22 protein-coding genes and 1 pseudogene are annotated in these 26,498 nt (G+C 61.3%); 15 read left to right on the plus strand and 8 right to left on the minus strand.

Annotated elements, in window-relative coordinates; translation table 11 throughout:
• Position 1: 1 nt before the first annotated feature.
• The 7 genes from N7568_RS21730 to N7568_RS21760 form a co-directional block, all read right to left on the minus strand.
• The gene (locus N7568_RS21730) at positions 2 to 1,105 is read right to left on the minus strand and encodes a Gfo/Idh/MocA family protein (protein ID WP_261611830.1); all 1,104 of its coding nucleotides are present in this window, start codon (positions 1,103 to 1,105) and stop codon (positions 2 to 4) included.
• A gap of 41 nt (positions 1,106 to 1,146) precedes the next feature.
• Entirely contained in the window at positions 1,147 to 2,046 is a 900-nt protein-coding gene (locus N7568_RS21735; RefSeq protein WP_261611831.1) for a carbohydrate ABC transporter permease, read from the minus strand.
• The gene (locus tag N7568_RS21740) at positions 2,043 to 2,999 is read right to left on the minus strand and encodes a carbohydrate ABC transporter permease (RefSeq protein ID WP_261611832.1); all 957 of its coding nucleotides are present in this window, start codon (positions 2,997 to 2,999) and stop codon (positions 2,043 to 2,045) included. Before N7568_RS21740 ends, N7568_RS21735 begins: the two co-directional genes overlap by 4 nt.
• Positions 3,000 to 3,001: 2 nt before the next feature.
• On the minus strand, positions 3,002 to 4,321 hold the full coding sequence (locus tag N7568_RS21745; protein ID WP_261611833.1) for an ABC transporter substrate-binding protein: 1,320 nt from the start codon (positions 4,319 to 4,321) through the stop codon (positions 3,002 to 3,004).
• Positions 4,322 to 4,520: 199 nt separating this feature from the next.
• Entirely contained in the window at positions 4,521 to 5,516 is a 996-nt protein-coding gene (locus N7568_RS21750) for a LacI family DNA-binding transcriptional regulator (protein ID WP_261611834.1), read from the minus strand.
• A gap of 318 nt (positions 5,517 to 5,834) precedes the next feature.
• Positions 5,835 to 6,692 carry a hypothetical protein gene (locus N7568_RS21755; protein WP_261611835.1) on the minus strand — a complete coding sequence of 286 codons (858 nt, stop codon included), beginning with the start codon at positions 6,690 to 6,692 and terminating at the stop codon, positions 5,835 to 5,837.
• A complete protein-coding gene (locus N7568_RS21760; protein ID WP_261611836.1) occupies positions 6,679 to 8,070 on the minus strand; it encodes an ATP-binding protein in 1,392 nt (463 codons plus the stop codon). Before N7568_RS21760 ends, N7568_RS21755 begins: the two co-directional genes overlap by 14 nt.
• A gap of 577 nt (positions 8,071 to 8,647) precedes the next feature.
• On the opposite strand from N7568_RS21760, the gene N7568_RS21765 reads away from it, so the two are divergent.
• Entirely contained in the window at positions 8,648 to 10,090 is a 1,443-nt protein-coding gene (locus N7568_RS21765) for a DUF4263 domain-containing protein (RefSeq protein ID WP_261611837.1), read from the plus strand.
• 179 nt (positions 10,091 to 10,269) lie between these two features.
• On the opposite strand, the gene N7568_RS21770 is transcribed toward N7568_RS21765, so the two are convergent.
• Entirely contained in the window at positions 10,270 to 12,351 is a 2,082-nt protein-coding gene (locus tag N7568_RS21770; protein ID WP_261611838.1) for a KAP family P-loop NTPase fold protein, read from the minus strand.
• Positions 12,352 to 12,741: 390 nt separating this feature from the next.
• Here N7568_RS21770 and N7568_RS21775 point away from each other — a divergent pair, with 390 nt between their 5' ends.
• From N7568_RS21775 to N7568_RS21840, 14 genes and pseudogenes are all read left to right on the plus strand, one after another.
• Positions 12,742 to 13,545: a hydroxypyruvate isomerase family protein gene (locus N7568_RS21775; RefSeq protein ID WP_105692055.1), complete on the plus strand. Its 804-nt coding sequence runs from the start codon at positions 12,742 to 12,744 to the stop codon at positions 13,543 to 13,545.
• Positions 13,546 to 13,574: 29 nt separating this feature from the next.
• A pseudogene (locus N7568_RS21780) lies at positions 13,575 to 14,471 on the plus strand (2-hydroxy-3-oxopropionate reductase); the annotation flags it as partial.
• 124 nt (positions 14,472 to 14,595) lie between these two features.
• Entirely contained in the window at positions 14,596 to 16,371 is a 1,776-nt protein-coding gene (gcl, locus tag N7568_RS21785) for a glyoxylate carboligase (RefSeq protein WP_261611839.1), read from the plus strand.
• A 28-nt stretch (positions 16,372 to 16,399) separates the two neighbouring features.
• Positions 16,400 to 17,569 carry a glycerate kinase gene (locus tag N7568_RS21790; protein WP_261611840.1) on the plus strand — a complete coding sequence of 390 codons (1,170 nt, stop codon included), beginning with the start codon at positions 16,400 to 16,402 and terminating at the stop codon, positions 17,567 to 17,569.
• Positions 17,562 to 18,911 (plus strand): allantoinase AllB, encoded by a 1,350-nt coding sequence (gene allB / locus N7568_RS21795; protein WP_261611841.1) that lies wholly within the window; start codon positions 17,562 to 17,564, stop codon positions 18,909 to 18,911. The genes N7568_RS21790 and allB overlap by 8 nt, the downstream gene beginning before the upstream one ends.
• Positions 18,912 to 18,921: 10 nt before the next feature.
• Complete coding sequence (locus N7568_RS21800; protein ID WP_261611842.1) at positions 18,922 to 19,692, plus strand: winged helix-turn-helix domain-containing protein; 771 nt, start codon at positions 18,922 to 18,924, stop codon at positions 19,690 to 19,692.
• 94 nt (positions 19,693 to 19,786) lie between these two features.
• On the plus strand, positions 19,787 to 20,254 hold the full coding sequence (gene bcp, locus N7568_RS21805; RefSeq protein ID WP_261611843.1) for a thioredoxin-dependent thiol peroxidase: 468 nt from the start codon (positions 19,787 to 19,789) through the stop codon (positions 20,252 to 20,254).
• A 146-nt stretch (positions 20,255 to 20,400) separates the two neighbouring features.
• Complete coding sequence (locus tag N7568_RS21810) at positions 20,401 to 21,519, plus strand: PP2C family protein-serine/threonine phosphatase (protein ID WP_261611844.1); 1,119 nt, start codon at positions 20,401 to 20,403, stop codon at positions 21,517 to 21,519.
• An 18-nt stretch (positions 21,520 to 21,537) separates the two neighbouring features.
• Complete coding sequence (locus N7568_RS21815) at positions 21,538 to 23,529, plus strand: glycosyltransferase family 2 protein (RefSeq protein ID WP_261611845.1); 1,992 nt, start codon at positions 21,538 to 21,540, stop codon at positions 23,527 to 23,529.
• Positions 23,519 to 23,851, plus strand: coding sequence for an STAS domain-containing protein (locus N7568_RS21820; protein ID WP_261611846.1), 333 nt, complete (start codon positions 23,519 to 23,521; stop codon positions 23,849 to 23,851). The genes N7568_RS21815 and N7568_RS21820 overlap by 11 nt, the downstream gene beginning before the upstream one ends.
• Positions 23,844 to 24,263, plus strand: a complete 420-nt coding sequence (locus N7568_RS21825) for an ATP-binding protein (RefSeq protein ID WP_261611847.1) — start codon at positions 23,844 to 23,846, stop codon at positions 24,261 to 24,263. The genes N7568_RS21820 and N7568_RS21825 overlap by 8 nt, the downstream gene beginning before the upstream one ends.
• 231 nt (positions 24,264 to 24,494) lie before the next feature.
• On the plus strand, positions 24,495 to 25,052 hold the full coding sequence (locus tag N7568_RS21830; RefSeq protein WP_261611848.1) for a hypothetical protein: 558 nt from the start codon (positions 24,495 to 24,497) through the stop codon (positions 25,050 to 25,052).
• Complete coding sequence (locus tag N7568_RS21835; protein ID WP_261611849.1) at positions 25,052 to 26,140, plus strand: C2 family cysteine protease; 1,089 nt, start codon at positions 25,052 to 25,054, stop codon at positions 26,138 to 26,140. Before N7568_RS21830 ends, N7568_RS21835 begins: the two co-directional genes overlap by 1 nt.
• 8 nt (positions 26,141 to 26,148) lie before the next feature.
• Positions 26,149 to 26,427, plus strand: coding sequence for a hypothetical protein (locus N7568_RS21840; RefSeq protein ID WP_261611850.1), 279 nt, complete (start codon positions 26,149 to 26,151; stop codon positions 26,425 to 26,427).
• Positions 26,428 to 26,498: the final 71 nt, after the last annotated feature.

Consider the following 26,498-nt stretch of genomic DNA (forward strand, 5'->3'; position numbering starts at 1 on the left):
TTCAGAGCACCACTTCACGTTGTTCGAGGGCGGATTTGTAGCAGGCATCGAGCACCAGGGCTCGGCTGAGGGCAAGGGACCCATCGTGGCTTCCCCACACGGTCTCGCCACCGCGCACGGCGGCAATGAAATCGTCGACGACGGCCTGGTGGGCTCGCCCGGGTTCGGCCACCACCTCGAAGTCGGCGTTCTCGCCGTCCTTCTCGGTGAAGACGTGGACGTCCGCTACCGGGTTCTCGGAGGCGCCGACCGAGCGCAAGTCCGCTCCGCCGTCGGTCCCGTAAACGGTGAAGTCCATCAGGTCCTTCTCGTCGCGGTAGGTGGCCCATCCCGCTTCCAGGATCAGGGTCCCGCCACCTTCCAGCCGGATGAACGCGGAGGCGAAGTCTTCCACTTCAAACTTGTGGCTGGAGTTCGACGCCGTGTAGCGGTCGTTGCCGCCGAGGCCGCGCGGGCCGAGTTCGGAGTGAGTCGACGCCGAGACGGACAGTACCTTGGGCTCACCCAGCAGGTGCAGCGAGTAGTCCAGCACGTGCACGCCGATGTCAGCCAACGGACCGCCGCCGGCGAGTTCCGGGTTGGTGAACCAGCTGCCGAGCATCGGAATGCCCTGGCGCCGGAGCCATGACGCCTTGGCGTAGTATGGGCGACCCAGCGTGCCGGCGTCGATCACTTCCTTCAGCGCCTGGATGTCGCCGCGGCGGCGGTGGTTGAACGCGACGTCCAGGACGCGGCCAGCCTTACGGGCGGCGTCCACCATCTGTTGACCTTCGACGGCGTTGCGCGCCAACGGCTTTTCGCTCAGCACATGCAGTCCGCGCTCGAGCGACGCAATGGCGATCGGTGCGTGCAGGAACGTCGGCACGGCGACGCTGACGGCGTCGAGACCTTCCAGCTCGATCATGTCTTCCCAACGGGCGAAGGCGTGGGGAATGCTGTATTCCTCCTTCAGCTGGTCGAGAAGGTCGGCTTCCATACCGGCGACGGCGACAATCTCGACGCCGGGAATGGTGCTGTACGCCTTGAGGTGCTGCTGGCCGGCCCAACCGATGCCCACAACTCCCACCTTGAGGGTTGTGGACGGGGCCTGCTGCTGAATGCTCACGTTGTTCCTGTTCTTTCTGGGTTTCTAGTTGTGGTTTGGGGTTAGCCCTTGACGGCGCCGGCCGTCATGCCGGACACGATGCGCTTCTGGCACAGCAACACGAGGATGACCAACGGAATGGTGATGATCACCGATGCGGCGCTGATGGTGCCCAATGGTTGCTCGAACTCGCTGGTTCCGCTGAAGAACGCAATCGCCACCGGGACAGGGCGGGCTTCGGGCGAGGTTGTCAGGGTGACGGCCAGGAGGAATTCGTTCCAGACCGAGATGAATACCAGAATCGCCGTCGTCGCCAGACCGGGAACAGCCAGCGGCAGGATCACCTTGCGGAAGGCCACAAACGGTGTGGCGCCGTCCATGTACGCGGATTCCTCCAGCTCACGCGGGATCTCCTTGAAGAACGACGTCAGCGTGTAGATCGCCAGCGGCAACGCGAACGTCAGCTTCGGAATGATGAGGCCGAGCAGTGTGTCGTACAGGCCGATTTCGCGCCAGATGGAGAACATAGGGGCCGCGATGGCGATGGCCGGGAACGTGGTGACCGAGAGGATCAACGTCAGGATCATCGCCTTACGGCGCATCTTCAACCGGGCCAGCGCATACGCGGCGAAGGACGCGAACACCAGCGCCACTGTTGTAGTCACGACGGCGATAATCACCGAATTGCGCAAGGCCAGGAGGAACTCGGGGTTCTGGAAGACCACCAGATAGTTCTCGAGTGTCGGCTGGCTGGGGAAGAGCTCGCCTTGGGACAGACTCGCACCCTTCTTAAGGGAGGTGTTGACCAGCCAGTAGAACGGGATGAGCGAGAAGCCCATCACGGCAATGACGAACACCCACACCATGGGATGCAGTTTCGATTCCCCACGCAAGCGACGCTTCGGCGCCTTGGGGCGCGAGGCGACTTCCGCCGTCGGGCGTTCTGCAGTCAGCGTGCTCATTGTTCCTCCTTCGCGACGTCGCGGATGTTGCCGCCGGCGAAGCGGACGTAGATGACCGAGACCACCATGACGGTGAGGAAGGTCAGGATGGACAGCGCCGAGCCTTCGCCCACCAACCGGTTTTCGCGTAGTTGCGTGTAGGCGAGCATGGACATGGATTCGGTGCCGTTGGCGCCGCGGGTGAGGACGAACGGCAGGTCGAAGACGCGGAGGGCATCCATGGTGCGGAAGATCGCGGCGAGGACGATTGCCGGACGCAGGAGCGGCAGGGTGATGTTCACGAAGGTCTGCCACTTGCTGGCGCCGTCGAGTTCCGCGGCCTCGTACGTTTCGGCGGAGATGACCTGCAGGCCGGCCAGGATGATGAGCGCCGCGAACGGGGTGGTCTTCCAGACGTCGGCCATGACGATCACGGCCATCGCGTAGCCGTGCTCACCGAGCCAGACGACGTCGCCGCCGGGCAGCCCCAGCGTGGACAGGACGTTGGTGACCAGGCCCATGTTGGGCTGGAACATCGTTTGCCAGGTGATGGCGCTGACCACGGTGATGATCGCGTACGGCAGCAGAACCACGGTGCGCAGGACGGCGCGGCCCTTGAACGCGAGGTTGAGCAGGAGCGCCATGGCCGTGCCGAGGATGAGTTCCAAGCTGACGGAGAGGCCAGCGAAAAGGAACGTCTGGCCGAACGCCGCCCACCATTCGTTGCTGGTGAGCGCGGCGACGTAATTGTCCAGCCCGACGAAGCGTGAGAGCCCGGCGGTGCGGACGCTGTACTGGTTCAGCGAGAGCCAGATCGCGTAGCCGATGGGGACCGCCGCAACCAGCGCCATGATGACCAGCGACGGGGCGGTCATGCGGAAGGCGAGCTTGCGTTCGGCTCGGTCGCGGCCGCTTACGGGGCGGGCCGGTGCGACGCTTGGGCTGCGGCCCGGTAGGAGTGTCTTGAGCGCCATGATCAGAAGCTCGCCTTGGCGGCGGTGATTTCTTCGGCCATCCTCTGCACGGCTTCCTCGGTGGAGGCGGTGCCGGACAGGACGGCGTAGACGTTCTTGTAGATCGCCTGCGAGATCTGCGGGTAGACCGGGGAGATCGGGCGCGGCTTGGCACCCTTCACGGACGCGAGGAGTTCAGTGGCGAACGGCATCTTCTCGAGGACCGCTGCGTCAGAGTAGGCCGCTTCATTCACAGGTGCCTGCGAGTAGTCCATGGCCACGTGCTTCTGCCAGTCCGGGGTGGTGGCGAAGTCGATGAACGCGACAGCCCCGGCCTGGTTGGTGGAGTGCGCCGAGATTGCCAGGTTCCAGCCGCCCAGCACGCCGGAGGCCTTGCCGCCTTCCCATGCCGGCAGCGGAGCGACGCCGAAGCTGGACGCGAGCGGTGTCGCATTGAGCAGGCGGTACACGTGCGGCCAGTTGCGCTGGTATCCGAAGTCGCCGGACTCGTAGGCGAGGCGGGCCGGGTCTTCGTTGTAGGTGAGGACGGCGCGGTCAGCTGAGCCGTTCTTGAGGCCGTCGCTCATGAAGTTGAGGACGTCGCGGGTTTCCTGGGAGTCCACCGTGACGTCGCCCTGCTCGTTGAGGACTTCGCCGCCTGCGCTGTAGAGCATTTCGAGGAAGTTAACCGTGAGGCCCTCGTACTGCTTGCCCTGATAGACGTAGCCGTTGCCGGGAGCCTTGGCGGCTTCCGCGTAGAGCTGCTGCCAGGACTCGGGCTTGGCCACCTTGTCCTTCTGGTAGTAGATCAAGCCGGCGTTGGTGAAGAACGGCGAGCCCCAATACTTGTCCTGGTACTTGGTGGTTTCCACAGTGGAGGGAATGAGCCGGTCCTTGTTGGCTTCCACCAACTTGGTCTGGTCCAGCAGCCAGCCCTGCGAGGCGAATTCGGAGGTCCAGATGACGTCCGTGACGAAGAGGTCGCACTCGGTGGACTTGCCCTCAAGCCGCTGCACGATCTGCGTACGTGCCTCATCCGTGGTGGCGCCGATCTCGGTGTACTTGGCCGTGACCTTGCCGTTCGCCTTGGTGAACGCCTCCGCCGTGCCCTTGTAGATGCCGCTCGCGTCCTTGACGCCGCAGATGTTGACCGCACCGCTGGCATTAGCGCCCGACGCCGGATCGGCAGCTGCCGCTTGCTCGGCACCTTGGGGTGCGGCTCCCCCGCCGCACGCGCTGAGGACGAGGGCTGCGGCTGCGATTGCGGCTGAGGCCAGGGCTTTGCGGTTTCGCGGTGGTGCGGCGCGGGTCTGGAGCGGGAGAGCAGGTCGGTTCAAGTCCACAAGTGGCTCCTTTGGGGTCTGTGGGCGGTGGCGGTCAGTACGCGTTTTGGCTGTCCCGCGTGCTGAGGGTGGCTTCTTTGCCGGTGGTGCATGTGATCCGTGGAATCGATTCCAAATGTGTTCAAAAGAATCGGCCTCTCGGCCGTGGAATCGATTCCAAAGTAGTGTGACAGGGACCACTGAGGGCTGTCAACCCTCTTTATTTGGTGGAGTCCCGGATGACAAGCTCATGCGGGAGGAAGGTTCTTCCCTTGCGATGCGAGTCCTCGACGGTCATCCGCTCAAGGAGTTCAGCGAAGGCTACGCGGCCCATTTCGTAGGCCGGCTGCCTTACTGTGGTCAGCTCCGGGACGCACATTTCCGCTTGGGCCGAGTCATCGAAACCGGCCACGGCGATGTCTTGTGGAACTCGGAGTCCGGCATCCGTGAGTTCCCGAACGCACCCGGCGGCGACGACATCGGTCCCGCAGAAAACGGCGTCTGGGCGGTCTTTTGCTTTGAGAAGCTTCTTGGCGAGCGTACGGCCGGCGTGGAAGCCGAAGTTGCCTTCGCCGAACAGGATCTGGTCTTGTTCCAAGCCTGCTTCCTTGAGTGCCTGGCGGAAGCCTTCCTCACGCAGCCGGCCCGAGCGGGCACCCCTGTGGGCGAGCATGGCCAGCTTCTTGGCGCCGGTGTCGATCAGGTGATTGGTGATGTCGTAGGCGGCCTGGCGGTCATCAATAGACACCCCGAACGCTGCCTCGGCGTCGACGATTTCACACACCTGGACAACGCTCATTTGCTCGGCGACTGTGTTGACGTCGTCGTCCGGCATTGTTGGCGAGAAGATCACCAGGCCGTCCACTGAGCCGTTGCGCAGCATGTCCACGAGCTGCTGCTCACGATCCAAGTCCCCGTCGGTGGCAGCGATGAGGCTGACGTAGCCGGAGTTCGCGGCAGCGTCGCCGACACCCCGGAAGACTTCGCTGATCACGAGCGAATCCAAGTTCTTGGCGAGTGCCAAGACGCGCATCGTTCGGTCTCTTCGGAGATCCCTTGCCGAAGCCAATGGACGATAGCTGAGCTCCCGGATGGCACTGTTGACCTTTTCCTTGGCGGCCTCGCTGACAGCAGGGCTTCCATTCAGAACGCGCGACACCGTCCCCACGGACACACCCGCCGTCCTGGCGACGTCCTGAACTGTCGGCCGAGCCATTCGTTGTCCTTCCGCGAGCAGTCTTGGTGCTCTTTGCCCCCACGTCACTGCTGTGCCCACCGGCGCTCCTCAGCTTAGTGCCCATTCGATGGCTAAGCCGAGACGTGATGCTGCAAGGTACACCGCAGCAAGGGGCATTCAAGTTATTGCAGTTTATAGATCGAATGTAGTCATCGGGGGCACAAACTCGGACCACGCCCAGGCTCTGGTGGACCAGGTCGTAGCGTCTAAGAGCGACATTGGAAAATGCCCCTCCGTCCAATTAGGTTCAAGGTAGCAAGTCCGTCACAGCAAGAAGCCGACACTGACTAAGGCAATTCAGCCGCCCATCCAATCAGCCAGACCACTAAAAAGTGGCATTCTAGCAAAAGAACCCTCAACTAGAATTGCCATCCTTAGGCCGTTTTCTAGTGCTTCTTCATCACGTAGACCACACTGATTTTTGATGAGGTTTCCGAAAACTGCCATGAGCAAAGCGGCGAGGTCATGCCCATAGACCACCTCCCTGACATCTGAATACTCAGGTGATTCATACTCACCAACCTTGACTGCCACGTTCGGCGGAACAGTCTTCCGAACATCAAAACCCGCATAGTCGCCGCCCCTTTTAATGACCCCTTTAGACACCAAAGGCCGTGCTAGCGAAGGGTTTTGATGCCTAACTACATATAAGTCGCGAAGAGCTTCCCTAAGGAGGGAGATCAAAATTTCACCTTCTGGCAATCGCTCAGAAAGCATGTTCCGATTCAGCGTATCAAGAACTTGAGGATTGAATGCATAACTCTCCAAGGCAGGGAAGTCGGTCCACATCAGCACGGGAGACGAGAAATCGTCCCGATGTTCGCCGCAATCAACGTCGACAACGCAACGCAGTTTATTCGCGAAGTCATTGAGTTCGTTCGATAGGCAGAGGATCCGGCTGCGATTACCTAATGTCACCCCCTCCTGAATCAGCACCCCATCCGGTACATCAATGTCACCTATGCAGATAATGTGGGGCTCGCTATATGAAGGCATCCAACGCACGCCAATAGTACGAACCCATTCAGTGAAAAACCGTCTATCAACATTACCTTCGACAATCAGGTATTTGCTGCGAGTCAAGGATACCTCACGACGAATATCATCCACATTTAGACGTGGCTTTCCTTCAACGGTGTCATCAGTTAACTTCACGAGGACTTACAACTTCGCTAATGTCAGTCATTATTTGGACTGAGTGAGATGCTATTAGAAATTGCACTGAACTGCCAGCGGTGCAACGTAGGAGCTCACTAATTAGCTTCCTCTGCCACTCAATACCCAGAGAAAGCTCAGGTTCATCAATTATAAAGAGACAGCCGACGCGGCTAGCAATTACTGCATTGCTTAGGAGTAACAGAAGATGCTTCTCACCACTCGACAGCTTTTCCGGATCAAGCATTTCATGGTTCCTGTTGAGAAGAGTGATGCCCGATAGTGTCTGAAATGAAAGTGACTTCCGCTCAAGGAACCCATTCACCGAAGTCACAAAGGCATCTATAACATCTTTAGTTTTCTCAAGAGCGTCCATTTGCTCTAGGAGATTGGATAGATACGGATCCAATACGCCATGCAGACTCTTGAGTTTGGTGTTATTTGAGCGCGTCTCAACTATCTCAGTACGTATTCTCTTAACCTGCTTGAGGTTAATCAGTCCATATCTTTCAAAGCTGATGCCGCGTAATAGGATTTGGCTTATCTTCGCAAGGAGGCTACTTCGCGCCTCAGCAGCAAGCAACTCTTGCTTCTTTCCATTTAATACGTGTCGTGTAATTTCAGCATAAGCACCGCCGCCCTGGCCGCTCTCCATCGAGATATCAGCGAAGGCCATTCTGCTAAAAATCTCCTCAATTCGCTTGAGGGATTCCTGCACCTCCTGAGTTCGGGCACTCGCTATTACCGCTGAACGCGGTGCAATACGATCGTATTCACGGAATGATTTAACAAAAGACTCCTGCTGCTTAAAAATTGGAACAGCAGATTGAACCGAGCGGTCATCACCTACAAATATTGTGTGACCCTGTAGTCGATGCAGTCCAACAAGGTAGGAGTCGTAGTCCGCTCGAGCCAGGAGTACACGCCTGTAGACTCTGGAACCGAAATCACTTGGCTCTACAACCAACTTGTTCGGCAAATCTTTGTCTGACTCTCCCTGAGGTTGTGAAATCTCAACAGAGTATGGGCCGTCTAGTGATCCCGCTCGCGAAAGAGTAATGGTCGCACCCGATCGAAACAAGACTCGTAGCTTACTGATAGGAATATCAATGAGTGCCTGGAGGCTGTCAATGTCCGGAGTCAGTAAATGGTAAACGGCGCGGAGAAGGTTCGTCTTACCGCTGCCGTTGCGCGCGTATATGACACGCACACGATCCGAGTGTGGGTCCCGATTGGTTTCCCTAAAATCGAACGAGTAGTCGTAGTCACCCAAGACGCCGGATGCTTCAACCCGCTCGATCTGTGGAAACCTGGGCGAAGCCATGTCCGGATGGGGTTTTTCGTCAATCAAGGTCACGCCATCGGCAAGGTCGCTCATGTTGCACGAGCCTACCAGCCAAGCCCAGCCAGCTCTCCTCGGATAACCCGGTTCTGTTGTCGTAAGAACATCAATTCCATTGGCCAGACGCAGCGGACGCCGCCTTGGTCACCCTGTGTCCACGTATCAGCGCCTGCCGACAAACTATTTCGCGGATCGATGTCGAGCGGGAAAGCCATGTCCGTTCGTCGGTCTGGAACAGGCAAGAGGGTGCACTTACACTCCCCCGTCCGGCGATTCTCGTCCGCTGAGGCCGGGTTGCATTTCACACTGTCCAAACCGGCGCAACGAGCTGGTGGTAATCAAATAGAGCGAGTTCTCCTTCAAACCAAGGGCGCTCCAGTAAGACAGAGTCGTTGACTCGATCATCTTCGATACGAAGGCTGTAAACCTCTTAACGTACGTCGGCCCCGTGACGTCTTCATCCGAAGGCTGCGGGAGTCCGGACACAATAGAGGCCTCCTGCCTGATGTCGTCCACAGCCTTACTCCTTAGGTCCTAACCCAAATGTTCAGCTTAGGAACTTTTGGGTGCGTACACTGTACCCGCCACAACGAACACCAACAGGGGGACCGCAATGCTCAAGAATCCATTTGACGAAAGCCTCGTAGAACCGGATCAGGAAGTTGACGCCATCGAGGATACCGGAGTCGAAGGCATCGAAGTTGAAGGTACCGATGTTTCAGGGCGACTTGAGCGCACCAGCGACGAAGATGAGTTCGTGCTGACCTACATCGGAAATGACAGTGATGCTGTCCCGTACGAGGCCTTGCGGTACAGTCCGGGTGAGGAGTTGCTGCGGATCTTTCCGAGTGCCGATTCTGGCCAGATCAAAGAATTTCAGATCGAACTTCCTAGATGGTCAATCAGCACTCATAGCTACGAGAATGACCGCTTTTTCCGCCTTCAAGTGGCAGACCTACCAAAGGGGTTCAACTCCATCTACGCTTTCGGCCTCGGTATCAATAAAAGTTACAGGGGATTCATAAAGGAAATCGAAAACCAAACCGAGTGCACCATCATCCGCTTTCTGCAGACGGGAGGCGAAGGTGGCAGTCCCGACGGATCCACCTACCGTGTTACGCTCGAACGCTTTGATCGATACCGCGTGGCTGTAGAGCGCAACCGGAAGCGTGGGCAGTCCGCAGTTCAGCGGGTCAACGACGCCGAAGCTCACAACGCTCTCACGGACTTGCTCCATTCGAATGACGTCGGCCCGAAGTACACCAAGCACCCGGTAATCCGCGCTATTACAGAAGAGGTGGCTACAGGGCACGTCACCACGGCCGAGGACCGGGTCACCCTCGCCAACGCGGTAACGGACGCCGCCCCCAAGATCGCTCAAGAGGATCCACAGCGCCTGGTCAAGTTGCGTGACGACATCGAGCTGGTGTCATTGGACGCCCTCATCGCCGAGTTTGAATCAAACCTTGAGGGCTCAAAAGCGAACAGTGAACCACACTGGCAGAGGTTCTTCGGGAACAACCATTTTGCACTTCAGCTCATCCTCTCAACGCCTCTGGTTGTCGAAAAGGAACAGGTCACGGTAAAGAGCCAAGGTTTCGACGGAAGCGGATCTAGGATCACCGACTTCCTGTGCGCGAACCCCGTCACCCGTTCTGTGGTTCTGGTGGAGATTAAGACCCCCGGGGCAACTCTAATGAGACCCAGCTCCTACCGAGGAAAGGACTCCAGCGCAGTCTACAGTCCACATGATCATCTGAGTGGACCCGTCGCGCAGGTTCAATCGCAAATGGCGTCAGCCGCTGAGTACGCCATGGTCTTGTTCCAGGGATCTGGTTTCGACACGGTGAACGAGCCGCGCGGCGCCGTTGTCACTGGACGACTCTCGGCACTCAACGCGGAACAACGGGAATCGTTTGGCCGCTACCGTGGAGGTTTGAGTAACGTGACGGTACTGACCTTTGATGAAGTCCTGGAGCGTTTGAAGCACTTGCGCCAGGCTCTCAATACTCCCAGCCAGAACTCTGGCACCCCTGCTTCCCCCAAAAAGCAATGACGCTTCTTGCGTCGAGGACTAGCTCGCGGGCGCATTTGCCGCCCCAAACGGCTAAACTTCGGAGCCAGCGTCCAGCCTTGGCCGGAGCTCTGGGCGCTATCGGCATTACGCCCGATACGGCGATTTCCAGGGTATAGCACCCCGGGGAACCTGATTCCTAGTACAAGCAACGCCCCTGTCTACATTCGCTCCTCAGGCCGCCACCCTGATAGGTATTTGTTAGCGAGCTGAAGGATGGGTTCGTCACCCAGCGTCTTTCGTATGTTCTCAACAGTCTTTTTGACCACAGCCTCCGTGCCAAATACCTCAACGAGCAGATCCCACCCGAGGCGATCCTCGCGTTTGACCTGTCGTGATCCTACGGATTGGGAACGTGCCGTCGACTTGACTGACCTAATCACGGATAGCGCGAGAAGGGGGTCCGTTTCATCTGAGAGGGGCGGGTTTCCAGTCGACAATCTGACGGCGTTGTATATCCGCCACGCGTCCCACTCGCGCGACGGGGCGGCTGGAGGCGTCCTTTGAAGACGCCCGACGAAATCAGCTTCGATTTTCTGGGCAAATGTTTCGCTGACCAATTTGTGGCCCACCCCTTCTCGGTAACCCACGCTGTTGATGAGGTCGAGTTGAGAGGAATACGTCTCGGTCCCGGTGAGGATATCGGTGACGAGCTTCTCGCGTTCAGCCTGGTCATCGATACTGCGAAGCAGACGGAGAACGACTCGGCCGACCGTCACCTCGGGGCGACCGATATCGAAAAATCCCCGGTTCTCCTTTTGCGGAATCGCGTCAATAAGGTTCAGGAGTGTGATCGATCCGGGGACAACCATGTCAATACTGAACTTCGCTTCATATGACGTGAGCCCTTCGAGCACAGTCTCAAGCTGGTTAGGATCCACCCCTGCGAGGTACGTCTTGAGCGAGAAATCGTCGTTCAGCAGGGCGAATGCCCGCTCTGAGGCCCTGAACGCGACTAGTTCGTCAGGAGCCACACGGTCGAAGTAGAGGTTCAGGAAATCGATATGCGCCATGCGATGGGCGGTTCGCCATGTACCGAGCCAATCGGATCCGTAGTGATTGTTCTCCACGTACTGCAGCGCGACAGGAAAGACGCGGTTGAAGAGCCCCCTGATCAGATCTGAGTCGTCTGCAAACCTTTCTAGGAGCGAGTCGACGGCCTTCTGCGCCCGGTCGTCTTTGCGTCCCACTATGTCGCGCGTTCTCGTAAGCTCGCTACGCAACCCGGACAAATGCTGCATCAATTCGGGACGAAACACTCGTAGGGCTTCCATCGCCAGCAGATCAACAAGGTCAATCTCTTTGCCTAGACTTTTGATCGTTGATCTTGAGGAGATTGCGTATCGCGTAACGTCTCGCATGTTCGAGAACAACGGATCGATAACTTCCCAGTAGACGTCGCTCCAGCGGCCATCATCGAGCGTTGCGTTCGTCACAGGATCCAGGACACGATTTAGTTCATCAAACACCTGAGATCTAAGCAGCGTGGCAGGCGCCTGCGGAACGTCAAAGCTCAGCTGCACAATCTTCTCCAGATAAGCGCGCCCCGGGACGCCGTCTTCGGTGAGAGCCTGCTCTACGCGTTCTCGATCGAATGCGAGCACATAAACGATGTTCGGGAAGCTGGCTGTTAAACGCACGAGCTTGAAAATTTCGCGTATCTCGGCAGTGGTAAGGCGGTCTATGTCATCGATGACGACCACGACAGGCTGCTCAAGTTTTCGTAGCTCAGCGGTAATCTCTTCTCGAAGCTTCTTGGCGCTGCGGTTTGCGTTGGTAGTCCCGGCTATGCCAGTGAGTGCCGCCGCGGCTGCCTCGCCGGCAGCCGCGGCTCCGGGCACCGGAACGAACTGCGAGACCGGCTTCAGGATCCCAGCGTATTGGGCGAGCCAGTCGGCGGTCCTACCGAAGCGACTCTTATTGCTGATACTGAGTTCAGCGCCAATCTCGGTGAGGAAGAAACTGACGAGCTGATCTGAGCCCGAAAACATCCACGGGTTGAAGTCGACAACCGTGAGCGCCGGTGCTGCTGCAAACTGCTCGCGCATAAGGTTAATGAACGAGCTTTTGCCATGACCCCACGGGCCGAGAACGCCGACAACGAGCCCTTCACTCGCATCGAGCTCGCGGATGGAAGCCGCAAAATCATGCGCTACGGGTGCACGCCCGAGGCCGTCGTCGACAGACGAGGTGATCGGGGCATCAGTCGGAGGCTTTTCTTGACGATGTTCGCCGTTGCTCATCTATACCTACCTGTGCCTGATCGAGTTCTAGTTTGCATTCCCAGTCCGTGCCACTAGTACTCATTATGACCATGAAGCGCGGGAAGTTAGTGCTTGACCGGAAACTACCCAGTCGCCCCAGTCGAGCCCCCGACTGAGGAGCATTCATGCGAAGCACACCCACGATCAAGTCAAGCCATCGCGCCATCCCGGCAATCGCGGCCTCAAACGGGCTGCACTGGTATCCCAAACCCCCACCTCCCCCACCCGCCCCCTTGACTCCCACCCCCACCTTCCCTAAACTTTTCATAAAGCAGAATCTAAATTCCACAAAGCGGAAACTGAAGCCACCAAGGCCGAGGCGAAGCACAGAGGAAGATAGAGCCAAGCCCCTCCTCGGAAGGACCTACGATGACGTACACAGTGAACTGCTCCATCCTCCTGACGGAGCTGCCCTTGCTCGAGCGCCCCGCCGCCGCGAAGGCAGCCGGTTTTGACGCCGTCGAGTTCTGGTGGCCCTTCGCCACTTCGGTTCCCACCGATAAAGAGACAACAGAGTTTGAAACCGCCATCAAGGACGCCGGCGTTCAGCTCACGGGCTTGAACTTCAACGCGGGCAACATGCCCGGCGGCGACCGCGGCCTGGTTTCCTGGAAGGGACGTTGCTCCGAGTTCAAGGACAACATCGACGTCGTAGCCGGCATCGGTGAGCGCCTGGGCTGCAAGGCCTTCAACGCCCTCTACGGCAACCGCCAGGACGAGTTCACCCCTGAAGAGCAGGACGAACTCGCCGCCAAGAACCTCGCCGCAGCAGCAGAAGGCGTCGCCCGCATCGGCGGCACCGTCCTCCTCGAACCGGTCAGCGGCGCACCCAAGTACCCGCTCCTCACCGCCGAAGACGCACTCAAGGTCATCGCCCGCGTCAAGGCAGAATCCGGCGCACAGAACATCAAGCTCCTCGCCGACTTCTACCACCTGGCAGTCAACGGCGACGACGTCGAGTCCGTCATCGAGAACCACGCCAAGGACTTCGGCCACATCCAGATCGCCGACAACCCCGGCCGCGGCGCTCCCGGAACCGGCACGCTCCCCCTCGGCGAATGGATCGCCCGCAGCCGCGAACTCGGCTACGACGGCTACATCGGCCTCGAGTACAAGGAACCGCAGGAATCGGCTTTCAGCTGGGCCATCCGCCAGCGCGCCAACGCCAACTAAGCACCCAGCACACCTGAGCTAAAAAGACTTTCAGAAAGAGAACCACAATGAGCAACGTTGCAGTCATCGGACTCGGAATCATGGGCCTCCCCATGGCCATCAACCTCGTCAAGGCCGGCCACACGGTCACCGGTTTCAACCGCAGCCAGGACAAGATCGACAAGCTCGTCTCCGAGGGCGGCCAGGGTGCTACGAGCATCGCTGACGCTGTCAAGGACGCCGACGTCGTCATCACCATGGTCCCGGACTCCCCTGATGTTGAGGGTGTAGTCAGCGGCAAGGACGGCGTCTTCGCCAACGCGAAGAAGGGCACCCTCTGGATCGACGCATCCAGCATCCGCCCGGACGTCGCCAAGCGCCTCTCCGACGACGCTGTAGCAGCAGGCATCCGCCCGCTCGACGCTCCCGTATCCGGTGGCGAACAGGGCGCAATCGACGCCGTTCTGTCCATCATGGTCGGCGGCGAAGCTGCAGACTTCGAGGCAGCACAGGATGTCCTCAACGCAGTGGGCAAGACCATCGTCCACGTCGGCCCGTCCGGCTCCGGCCAGACCGTCAAGGCAGCAAACCAGCTGATCGTAGCCGTCAACATCCAGGTCCTCGGCGAGGCCATCGCCTTCCTTGAGGCCTACGGCGTGGACACCGACGCAGCACTGAAGGTCCTGGGCGGCGGCTTGGCCGGCTCCAAGGTCCTCGACCAGAAGGGTCAGAAGATGCTCGACCGCAACTTCGACCCCGGCTTCCGCCTGGCCCTCCACCACAAGGACCTCGGCATCGTCACCTCCGCAGCCCGCGAAGCCAACGTCGCTGTCCCGCTCGGCGCAGTCGTCGCCCAGCTCGTCGCCGCAACCGTCAACCAGGGCGACGGCGGCCTCGACCACTCGGGCCTCTTCAAGCAGGTCCTCCAGCTCAGCGGCCGGAAGTAAGCCCAGCAGCTCTCCAACTCGAGAGTTTGTGTACAGAAAACGCCCGGAAAACACCTTCTAAAGGGCGTTATCTGTACACAAACTCGCTTCAGCACACCCAAAAACAGACTTCAAGGAGTACACCATGGCAAAGATGCGCACCGTTGATGCGGCCGTAGCCATCCTGGAAAAGGAAGGCGCAACCGAAGCTTTCGGTCTGCCCGGCGCAGCGATCAACCCCTTCTACTCAGCAATGCGTGCCCACGGCGGCATCCGCCACACGCTGGCCCGCCACGTTGAAGGCGCCAGCCACATGGCTGACGGCTACAGCCGTGCAGCTGATGGCAACATCGGCATCTGCATCGGCACGTCGGGCCCCGCAGGCACGGACATGATCACTGGCCTGTACGCAGCCCAGGCCGATTCCATCCCCATGCTCTGCATCACCGGCCAGGCACCCGTTGCCAAGCTGCACAAGGAAGACTTCCAGGCCGTGGACATCGAGTCCATCGCCAAGCCGTTGACCAAGTTCGCCATGACCATCCTGGAGCCGGGCCAGGTTCCCGGCGCGTTCCAGAAGGCCTTCCAGCTGATGCGTTCGGGTCGTCCGGGCCCGGTTCTGCTGGACCTGCCCATCGATGTTCAGATGGCCGAGATCGAGTTCGACATCGACGCCTACGAGCCCCTGCCGGTGGAGAAGCCCAAGGCTTCCCGCAAGCAGCTGGAAAAGGCTTTGGACCTGCTGACCGCAGCCAAGCACCCGCTGATCGTTGCCGGTGGCGGCATCATCAACGCCGGCGCTTCGGCCCAGCTGGTTGAGCTGGCCGAGATCCTGAACGTTCCCGTCATCCCCACGCTGATGGGCTGGGGCGCCATCCCCGACGACCACCAGCTGATGGCCGGCATGGTTGGCCTGCAGACCTCGCACCGCTACGGCAACGAGACCTTCCTGCAGAGCGACTTCGTGATCGGCATCGGCAACCGTTGGGCCAACCGCCACACCGGCGGCCTGGACACCTACACGGCCGGCCGTAAGTTCGTGCACATCGACATCGAGCCGACCCAGATCGGTCGCGTTTTCTCCCCGGACTTGGGCATTGCGTCCGACGCCGGTGCGGCGCTGGACGGTCTGCTGGAACTGGCCCGCGAACGCCAGGCAGCTAAGACCCTGCCGGACTACTCGGGCTGGGTTGCCGAGTGCCAGGAGCGCAAGGGCTCCCTGCACCGCAAGACCAACTTCGACAACGTGCCGATCAAGCCGCAGCGCGTGTACCAGGAGATGAACAAGGCCTTCGGCCGCGACACCACCTACGTGTCCACCATTGGCCTGTCGCAGATCGCCGGCGCACAGATGCTGCACGTGTTCGGTGCCCGCAAGTGGATCAACGCAGGCCAGGCCGGCCCGCTGGGTTGGACCGGTCCCGCCGCCTTGGGCGTGGTTCGTGGAACTCCGGATGCCACCGTTGTTGCCCTGTCCGGTGACTACGACTTCCAGTTCATGATCGAGGAACTGGCCGTGGGCGCACAGTTCAACCTGCCGTACATCCATGTTGTGGTGAACAACAGCTACCTGGGCCTGATCCGTCAGAGCCAGCGCGGCTTCAACATGGAACAGAACGTTTCCCTGGCCTTCGAGAACATCAACAGCCCGGAGACCAACGGCTACGGCGTTGACCACATCAAGGTTGCTGAAGGACTGGGCGTCAAGGCCATCCGCGTTGAGGACCCCAACGATCTGCCTGCCGCTTTCGACAAGGCCAAGGCACTGATGGGCGAGTTCAAGGTTCCCGTGGTTGTGGAAGTGATCCTGGAAAAGATCACCAACATCTCCATGGGCGTTGAGATCAGCGGCGTGAACGAGTTCGAAGAGTTGGCAGAGTCCGCGGCGGACGCACCCACCGCGATCCTGACCAAAGCGTAAGTAACAGTAAAAGAAGGGAGGCACCGGAATGCGTGTTGTCATCGCCCCGGACAAATTCAAGGGCTCGCTGTCCGCACCCGACGTCGCCGAGCACCTGGCAACAGGACTGCTCGCCGGCTTCGGCTCGAAAGGCTTTGAGGCAACACGCATTCCGGTGGCCGACGGCGGCGAAGGAACCATCGACGCTGCCATCGGCTCCGGCTTCACCCGCCGGACCACCACCGTCACCGGCCCGCTCGGCGAGCCAGTGAAGGCCGACTTCGCAGTGCGGGACCAGGAAGCTGTCATCGAAATGGCGGCAGCTTCCGGTCTCGCCCTCCTGCCGGACGGCCCCACGAGCGAAACCGCGAAAACCGCAACCAGCATCGGCACGGGCGAACTCATCCGCGCCGCGCTGGACCTCGGCTGCCGCAAGATCATCCTGGGTGTGGGCGGCAGCGCCAACACCGACGCCGGCGCGGGAGTCCTGCAGGGCCTCGGCGCAGTCTTCCTGGACAAGAACGGCAACGAACTCCCCGGCGGCGGTGCCGCACTCGCGGAAATCGACAGCATCGACTTCTCCAACTTCGACGTCCGCGTTGAGGCAACGGAATTCGTGTTGGCGTCCGACGTCGACAATCCCCTTTTGGGGGCCAGCGGAGCCCCAGCCATCTTCGGTCCGCAGAAGGGCGCGACGCCGGACGACGTCACCGAGCTGAATGCCGCAGCAAGCCACTTCGTCGACGTCCTCGCGGCAACAACCGGGCAGCATGCCAAGTACGCTGCCAAGGCAGAAGGCGCCGGAGCGGCAGGCGGCGTTGGCTACATTGCCATCGCAGCGCTGAAGGCAGAGCGGCGGCCAGGTATCGACGTCGTGCTTGAATTCACTGAACTCGAGCGCAGGCTCAAGGGCGCCGATCTGGTGATTACCGGAGAAGGCAGCCTGGACGAGCAAAGCCTGCTCGGCAAGACCCCCATGGGCGTCTCCCGCGCGGCACAAAGGAACGGGGTTCCCGTGATCGCAGTGTGCGGCCGGAGTACCCTGAGCCGTGAACAACTCACGGACGCCGGCTTCCACACGGTCCATGCCCTGACCGATCTGGAAAAAGATGTCCAAAAATGTATCGCTGAAGCAGGTCCGTTGCTTGAACAATTAGGTAAGCACATAGGCGTGTACCTGGCGGAACGGACCGACAACAAGGAGTACCTCAATGTCTGAAGCAATCGGCGCCTATGACCTCGTTATCCGGGGCCAGCGCATCCTGACCACCGCCGGCCTCGCAGCCCGCGAAGTTGGCATCCGCGACGGCGTCATCGTCGCCATCGAACCCCTGGGCAACGGCCTGACGGGTGACGAGGTCATCGAACTCGCAGACGACGAAACCCTCATCCCCGGCCTGGTGGACACCCACGTCCACGTCAATGAGCCCGGCCGCACCGAGTGGGAAGGCTTCGCCTCCGCCACGCGCGCCGCTGCAGCCGGTGGCGTGACCACCATCATCGACATGCCGCTGAACAGCATCCCGCCCACCACCAGCGTGGACGGCCTGGAGCAGAAGCGCGTCGTCGCCAAGGACCAGGCGTTCGTAGATGTCGGATTCTGGGGCGGTGCCATCCCCGGCAACAAGAGCGACCTCCGCCCGCTGCACGACGAAGGCGTGTTCGGCTTCAAGTGCTTCCTCCTGCACTCCGGCGTGGACGAGTTCCCGCACCTCGATGCAGACGAGATGGAAGAGGACATGAAGGAACTCAAGTCCTTCGACTCCCTCATGATCGTGCACGCCGAGGACTCCCACGCCATCGACCGTGCCCCGCACCCGGGCGGCGACCACTACGAGACCTTCCTGGCTTCCCGCCCGCGCGGTGCTGAGAACAAGGCCATCGCCGAGGTCATCGAGCGTGCCCGCTGGACCGGCGCCCGCGCCCACATCCTGCACCTCTCCTCCTCCGACGCGCTTCCCATGATCGCTTCGGCAAAGCGCGACGGCGTCAACCTCACCGTTGAGACCTGCCCGCACTACCTGACGCTCATGGCCGAAGAAATCCCCGACGGCGCCACGGCCTACAAGTGCTGCCCGCCCATCCGCGAGGCTTCCAACCGCGAGCTCCTCTGGAAGGGCCTGCAGGACGGCACCATCGACTGCATCGTCTCGGACCACTCCCCCTCCACACTGGATCTTAAGGACCTGGAAAACGGCGACTTCGCCGTGGCCTGGGGCGGCGTTTCCTCGCTCCAGCTGGGCCTCTCCCTGATCTGGACCGAAGCCCGCCACCGCGGCATCCCGCTGGAACAGGTCGTCTCCTGGATGGCCGAGAAGCCTGCCGCCTTGGCCCGCCTGCACAACAAGGGCCAGCTCGCCCTGGGCTACGACGCCGACTTCTCCATCTTCGCCCCGGACGAAGCCTTCGTTGTGGACGTCACCAAGCTCAAGCACAAGAACCCGATCACGCCGTACGACGGCCGCCCCTTGGCCGGCGTCGTCCGCAAGACGTACCTGCGCGGCACCGCGATCGACGGCCAGAACCCCGGCGGCAAGCTGCTCCGCCGCGGCAACGTTTAGGTCAACCGCCATGGCAGTCAATGCCTACGGGCCGCCGCCGTCGCGAGGACCCGCAGCACGCGGAGCTTCCTCGGGACGACGGAACGGCCTGACCACACCTGGCCTGACCGCGCACGGGCTGGCTCTCTGGGTCAACCCGGCCGACGGTGACGAGATCGATCCTGAGGTCTGGGAACGGGCAGCACGCCTTGTGCTGGCCCGTGCCATGAAACTTGCCCCGGAGGCGGACGTCCGCATCTGGCCCGCCATCGGGGCAGAACACTCCGGCGTCGGCGACACTTCCTGGGGCGGCACTCCGCAGGAAGCCGCCGACGCCGGTACCAACGGTTCGCAGACAGCGACAGTAACGCTGGCCGATGCCCTCGCGGAGGCGCGTTCGAAGTCCGCTTCCGACGGCGATAGCGTCGCCGCCGGCGGCGACAGCACCGCCGTCGAGCCCGTAACGTTGGCAAGCCGCCGCAGCCAACTTGCGGTGGACCTCGCTGCTGAAGTAGTCCTGCTGGACGGCGAGCCGGTTGCCTTTACTGGCATGGAATACAAGCTGCTCCGCTACCTCGTGGTCAACTGCTCACGGGCCATCAGTCGTGAAGAATTGCAACGTTTTTTGGAGTCATTTGACCTCCCCGGCGCGGCATTTCGCTCGATCGACGTTTATGTTGGAAGGGTGCGGCGGAAGCTAGGCTCCGCCCGACACACCGTCGCCACCGTCCGTGGTGGCGGCTACCAGTTCGTGCCAGGCCCTTATGCCACGGTGCGCGGACCTGCGGAATACAGCATCTGATTTCGCTGTTCTACTTCATTGACTTCGCTCTTTGAATGATCGCTGTTGTTTGAAATGACCGCCGGTGCACACCGGTTGAATGTAAAGGATCGCCATGACCCAGAAACTCCTCGTCGGAACGCAAGCACCTGACTTCGCGCTTCTCGACGCCGACGGCACCAAGGTCTCGCTGTCCGATTACCGCGGACGCAACGTCATTGTGTACTTCTACCCGAAGGCAGCCACCCCCGGCTGCACCACCGAGGCTTGCGACTTCCGCGACAACCTCGCCAGCCTGCAGGGCAAGGGTTACGACGTCATCGGGATCTCCCCGGACGCCCCGGAAGCCCTCTCCAAGTTCACGGGCGAATTCGCCCTGACTTTCCCGCTCCTCTCCGACGAAGACCACGCTGTGGCCCTCTCCTACGGCGCTTGGGGCGAGAAGCTGGTTGACGGCGAAATCGTCGAAGGCCTGGTCCGCTCCACCGTAGTGCTCGACGGCGAAGGCACCGTCAAGCTCACCCAGTACCAGGTCAGCGCGCAGGGCCACGTCCAGGCACTCAAGGAAGAGCTGGGCGTCTAACCCTCTCTCACCTCCAGCGTGTTTGAGCGGATCGCTCTCTCACCTAACTGCACAATTCTTGTAACGCCCGCTCACTCTTGTGAGCGGGCGTTTCATATGCCTTGACTAAACGTGACAAATCTTCAGCAGCAGTAGTTAATGGAGCCATGGTCTCTTCCACCCCCGTACGCCACGCTGTCGTCGTCGAAGATGACGCCGACATTCGCGGACTCCTCGTCCTCGTCCTCGAGCAGCTCGACTTTGTGGTGACCGAAGCACCTGACGGCCTGTCCGGCGTCGAAGCAGTCCGCAGTACGAACGCAGAACTCGTGACGTTGGACATCAACCTCCCGGACATCGACGGCATGGAAGTCTGCCGCCGCCTCCGCGAATTTTCGGACGCCTACATCCTCATGCTGACGGCGCGGGCCGACGAGATCGACCGGCTCACCGGCCTGGACACCGGCGCGGACGACTACATCAACAAGCCCTTCAGCCCCAAAGAACTCCAAGCCCGCATCCGTGCCCTGTTCCGCCGGGCACGGACGCCTGCAGCACCCGCCGAGGACACCGGCCAAACGGACGAACTGGCCCGCGCGGCCGTCGTGCAGAAGAGCCTCCTCCCGCGGGAAACAGTCAGACTGGACGGATACGACGTCGCCGGCGCCTTCCGCCCGACCCGCAGCGTGGGTGGGGACTTCTACGACTGGTATCAGACCCGGGACGGCATGCACCTGACGTTCGCGGACGCCATGGGCAAGGGAATGGGCGCGGCCTTGATCGCCGCCACCGTCCAAGCCGTGATGCGTTCAGTAGCGGACACCCCTGCCATGGATCAGGCTTTTGACTCCGCCAGCACCACCATTACGTCGGACCTGGACCAGTCCGGTTCTTTCGTGACCATGTTCCACGCACGGTTGGATGCCCCCTCCGGCAAGCTCAGCTATATCGACGCCGGTCACGGGCTCGCCCTGCACATCCCGGCTGAGGGTCCGGTTCAGCGGCTGACCTCCGCCGGCCCGCCCGTCGGCATCCTGGACGGACAGCACTGGGTTTCCGCTGACCTTCAACTGGACCCCGGCGATTCGCTCGTGATCGTCAGCGACGGCGTGCTTGACGCCCACGCTTCGCTTGAAGACTTTGTCCGGAACGTGGAGAAGGCCGCGCGGAGCGAAGGAACGTCGGACGAGATCTGCGCCGCCCTCCTGGAGTTGGCTCCGGCGGCGACAGCGGAAGACGACGTGACCGCCGTCGTCGTTCGCCGTAAACCGGACGTCATCCGATAACTACACAAAAGGGGGATTGTGACACGTTTTTGGACTCGACTGCTGGTTGTCCTGACCGTCATTTTGGGCGTCAACTATGTGGCGTGGCGTTGGATGGCGTCGCTGAACTGGGACGCGTGGTGGATCGCGGTTCCGTTGGTGATCGCTGAAACGTACAGCCTCATCGACGTGATGCTGTTCGGCTTGACGGTGTGGAACCTCAAAATCCGGAAGCCGCCGCCCGCGCCACCGGAGACGGCCACGGTTGACGTCTTCATCACTACGTACAACGAGCCGCTGGACCTGGTGATGACCACGGCCCTGGCCGCCAAGGACATCCGCTGGCCGCACAGCACCTGGATACTCGACGACGGCGACCGCCCCGAGATGCGCCAACTCGCCGAGTCGAACGGGGTTGGCTACGTGACGCGCGGCGCGGATTGGACACCGGACATGCCGCGGCACGCCAAGGCGGGCAACCTGAACAACGCGCTCATGGTCACGTCGGGCGAGTACCTGTTGATTCTCGACGCCGACCAGATCCCCGAGCCGGACATCCTGGACAAGACGCTGGGCTACTTCAACGACGACCGCGTTGCCCTGGTCCAGACCCCGCAGTACTTCATCAACGTCCCGGCCGACGATCCCCTGGGCAGTCAGGCCCCGCTGTTCTACGGGCCCATCCAACAGGGGAAGGACGGCTGGAACGCAGCGTTCTTCTGCGGCTCGAATGCAATCCTCCGCCGGGAAGCCCTCATGCAGCTCGGCCTGGTGGGCTACGTCAAAGCTACGGAGAAGAGTGTCCGCCGGGCCCTCGCTGCGTCCCGTTCCGCGATCAAGAAGGCACGCCGCTCTGAAGAGGCCCGGAACCCGCTGGTGGAGCAGATGCTGAACCAGGTTGAAGCGGCCACGGAGACCGCCCAGACTGAACTGGAAGCCGGCGCATCCCTCAGCGAGATCACGTACCGTGTGCGCCGCAAAGTGGACGAAGCCGTGCGGACCCTCGTGGCCGCCGACTTCTCCGCCCTGCAGGCCGACCTCGAAGAGATCGCCGCCATGGAACTCGCCCACGTCGGTGAGTCCGGCGTGACCACTGTGGCAAGTGACGCCGTCGACCGTATGTCCGGACGCGACTGGTCCCCCCTTGGTGCGCTCGAGTCGGTCCACGCCGTCCTGGACGCCATCTCCGTGGAACGCACCGACGAAGCCCAGCCGATCATGCCCCTGGCCACCATCTCGGTCACCGAGGACATGGCCACGGCCATGCGTATCCACTCCCTCGGCTGGAAGAGCGTCTACCACCACGAAATCCTCGCCAACGGCCTGGCACCCGAAGACCTCAAAACCATGCTCACCCAGCGCCTCCGCTGGGCCCAAGGCACCATGCAGGTCCTCCTTCGCGAAAACCCCCTGGTCCAACCCCGGCTTTCCTGGGGTCAGCGGCTCATGTACTTCTCCACCATGTGGAGCTACCTGAGCGGCTTCGCGGCCGTGGTGTACTTCGCGGCCCCCATCATTTACCTGACGCTCGGCATCCTCCCTGTGAGCAGCCTCAGCTGGGACTTCTTCATCCGGTTCATCCCGTTCATGGTGGTGAACCAGTTGCTGTTTGTGGTGGCCGGGCACGGTATCCCCACCTGGCGCGGACAGCAGTACAGCCTCGCGCTGTTCCCCACCTGGATCAAGGCCTGCACGACGGCGGCGCGGAACGTCTGGTTCGGACGTCCCCTCGGGTTTGCCGTCACCCCCAAGGCGCGGCAGAGCGGCGGCCCAAGCTGGAGCCTGATCCGGCCGCAGATCATCGTGGCAGTGTTGTTGGCCGTGGCGCTTGTTGTCGGAGTTGCGCGTCTGCTCACCGGGCTGTCGGAGCCTTTGGGCACGCTGGTGAACGTGGCATGGGTGGCCTTCGACCTGGTGGTCCTGAGCGTGCTGGTCAAGGCAGTTTTGTACAAGGGATTCGTACCTGAAGGTGCTGGCCCTGAGGATGTTGGGCCGGAACGCCCCGAAGAGAGGAATGCAGATGCAGTTTAGCTATGAGGTCAAAGACTCCTACGCGGAGGTGAAGAGCGTGGGGCGTTTGAACATGGTGGCAGCCCCCAAGCTCCGCGAGGTAGTGAATGAGGTCGTGGCCGGTGGATCCAGCCGGGTTGTGGTCAATCTTGCCGAGACCGACTTCATGGACTCTTCCGGCCTCGGGGCCCTCATCGGATGCCTCAAAGCAGCCCGGCAGGCAGGCGGCGACCTCCGCATCTCCGGTGTCCAACCGCAGGTAAAAATGGTCCTGGAGCTGACCAACATGGACCGGGTGCTCACTTCCTACACCTCAGCCGAGGAGGCGTTCGGAGATGACTGAGGTCATTGCCCGCCGCGGTTTCCACGGGCCATCCAATGAGGAAGCGATCGAATCCATCCACAACGAGCTGGACGCCCTGTGGGACGACGCTGCCTTTGTGCCGGACATGGACCGGATGACCTTTGCCACCGCAGTCATCGAGGCAGCGGCGAACATCGTGCAGCATGCGCTCCCTGTGGCAGAGAAGCCCGTGGAGATCGACGTGGACATCAGCGTCCGGCCCGCCCGGCTGGTCGCGAGGGTCAGCGCGTACAACGCCCGGGAGCCCTTCGCGAGCGACATGCAGGCTTCCATGCCGGATTCGGAAGCGGAGTCCGGCCGCGGGCTGGCACTCATCGAGGCCCTGGTGACCACGGTGACGTTCGAACGCCAGGACGGCACCAACACCTGGATCCTCACCCGCGACACCTGACCCTCTCTCACCCCTGACGCCCTTCCGACCGACCCTCTCACCCCTGACGCCCTCCCAACCGACCCTCTCTCACCCCTGACGCCCTCCCAACCGACCCTCTCTCACCCCTGACACCCTTCCGACTGACCCTCTCTCACCTTCACGGGTTGTTCTGCCCATCGCTAAGCGCAAGGCAACGTGAAAGCATTCGGTGAGATCCGCCGTCGAACATTAACTGAACCTGGGGACGACATGAACCGCCGCATGCACCGAAACGCGTGGCCGCTGGCTGCTGCCCTGACGGTGGTGACTCTTGCTGCGGGATGCAGCGGTACCCCCGACGGACCAACCCGCGAACCCAGCAGCGCGCCGGCAGTAACGGCCAGCCCGGCCACCTTGGCCGAGAGCACCGCCAAGTACGACACCCTGCGCGCCGAGCTGATTGCGGCGTTGGAGAAGCAGATGCCGGACATTACGTGGGCCGTGGACGATCCCGCCTCGGTGACCCAAAGCAAAGATGGCAAGTGCGTCTTCCATCCACAAACCATGAAAAGCAGTGCGGACATCGTTCAGCCGTCCAGGAACTTTGAAGAGGTCTTCGCTGCCGCCGACCCAATCCTCAAAAAGCACGGGTTCCCCGCATTCGACGGCACTGACCCGGTCCCGGGCGGTTGGGTGGTAACCCGCAGCAGCGATGGGGTGGGCGCCACGGTCACTATCGAATCCAAGAGCCCGGCCTACCTGCGCATGACCGTTCCGGTGGATTCCGAAAGTTGCGACAACAACGCAACACGTGAGGAGGGCAAGTAATGCCGGGATTTTACGGTGCTGACATTGAACAACTGCGGGCACTCGCGAAGACCATGTCCAGGCACTCGGAACGGATGACCTCCCTGTCCACGGAGCTGGGTCACCTCATCAGCAATGCACGGTGGGATGGCCGGGACGCTGCGATGTTCCGGGCCTCGTGGGACTCCGAACACCGCCCCATGCTGAAGAAAATCTCCAGTGAACTGCAGACGCAGGCTAAGGAGCTGATCCGCAACGCGGATGAGCAGGACAAGTCCAGCTCGGGAGCGTCAGGGTCCTCGGGCTCTGATCATTCCGGGCGGGGCGATTCGAATCCGCCCGGCGACCCCGGTCCGCTGGACCCGGACACGCCCGACGTCGATGTGCCCGGCGACGTCCGCAACGACCCCGACGCCGGCGACCCCAGCGACATCAACCAAGGACAGATCGGTGACTGCTGGCTGTTGGCCGGCATTGGCTCCGTGGCCCAGGTGTTGGAGCGCGAAGGCAAGCTGGACGAGTTCCTTGAGGAGCACATGCGTCCCGTCGGTGATCCCCCGACGCACTGGGTGGTCACCCTTTACGAAGACGGCGAGCCGGTGGAAGTCACTGTGGAGGCCAAGTCCACCGAAGGCGGCGTCCGGGGCGCCGATGGCGAACCCAACTGGCTTTCCATCTACGAGCGCGCGGCAGCTGAGCACCGCGGCGGATCCTACGACGACATCGACGGCGGGTTCAGCAACGAAGCCATGGAACTGATGACCGGCCAGTCCGCCGACAAGGACGGCGAGCTGGACCTGGACGAGATCGAGGACAAGCTCTCGGACGGCCAGGCGGTCTCGGTGGGTACCGAGGACACCCAGGATGACGATTTCGACTGGGTGTGGGAGTCCGACGAAGTGAACCGCACCGACGTCGTGCCCAACCACGCGTACATAGTGGTTGACGTGAAGACCAACGACGACGGCGAGCGCGTTGTGGTGCTGGCCAACCCGTGGGGCCCTTCCGGGGGCACGCTGGATGGCGAGGACAAAGCGGGGACCTTGGAACTGACCGAGGACGAGTACAAGGAAAACTTCGACTCCGTGTACTCAGTGGACGTGAAGTAAGGATGGCCGTGGAACAGCTGGTAACAGTCAAGCAAGGCATGCAGCCCACCTTCGACGGCGTCAAAGTGGGCGTGGTCAAAATCGGTATGGCCGACGGCGCCCCCGCTATCCAGTTCTGGATCCGGACCGCCGAACAACAGCGAAAGCAAGCCTTCCGCGAAGGCCAGTCGGTCACGCTGCCGGGCGCCGGTTTACTGACGATCACGTCCATTCAGCCCGCCGACGGCAGTACCGCTGCCTCCGCGACTTTAACGTACGACGCCGGTCACGTCACCGACGGGAAGTGAGAGAGCGTCGCCCAAAACCCGACGTTAAGTGAGAGAGCGTCGCCCAAAACCCGACGTTAAGTGAGAGAGCG

It is taken from the genome of Paenarthrobacter aurescens, assembly GCF_025421775.1.
GTDB classification, from domain to species: Bacteria; Actinomycetota; Actinomycetes; order Actinomycetales; family Micrococcaceae; genus Arthrobacter; species Arthrobacter aurescens_B.